The sequence below is a fragment of the Haemophilus sp. CCUG 66565 genome, assembly GCF_001679495.1.
Classification (GTDB): domain Bacteria; phylum Pseudomonadota; class Gammaproteobacteria; order Enterobacterales; family Pasteurellaceae; genus Haemophilus; species Haemophilus haemolyticus_K.
On sequence record NZ_LZOX01000009.1, the window covers coordinates 1 to 619 of the forward strand.

The following is a 619-nucleotide window of genomic DNA, read 5'->3' on the forward strand; positions in this document are numbered from 1 at the left end:
GACTGATAGTTGTAGACAAGATTTAAAACGAAGCGAAAGCAACGTTGAAAGATAAAAAGAAGATAGAGTATCTTTAATTGATGTCCCCATCGTCTAGAGGCCTAGGACATCGCCCTTTCACGGCGGTAACCGGGGTTCGAATCCCCGTGGGGACGCCAATTAAAGATAACTTTGTTAGATTATCTTACTGTTCTTTAAAAAATTGGAAACAAGCTGAAAACAAGAGATTTTCGAGAGAAAGTCTGAGTAGACAAGGCAGGGAAGTAAAAGGAGGGGACTGAGAAGGAAACTCTGAAAGCAAACCTGTTTTGCATAAAATCTTGATTGAACAAAAGCAATCAAGTGTTTAGTTGAATGAAAATACGCATCAAATTGACCTCACTTTGAAGTGAAAACTTAAAGTGATTGAAAACATTTGAGGTTGTATAGTTAAGTGACTAAGCGTACAAGGTGGATGCCTTGGCAATCAGAGGCGAAGAAGGACGTGCTAATCTGCGAAAAGCTTGGATGAGTCGATAAGAGGCGTTTAATCCAAGATATCCGAATGGGGAAACCCAGTGGGTGAAGAATCCACTATCAACAAGTGAATACATAGCTTGTTGAGGCAAACCGGGAGAAC

General features: G+C 40.5%; 1 tRNA gene and 1 rRNA gene. Both read left to right on the forward strand.

The window, feature by feature from the left end:
* Positions 1-82: 82 nt before the first annotated feature.
* Positions 83-158, forward strand: a tRNA-Glu gene (locus A9501_RS03180).
* A gap of 269 nt (positions 159-427) precedes the next feature.
* Positions 428-619 (forward strand): 23S ribosomal RNA (locus tag A9501_RS03185); the annotation flags it as partial.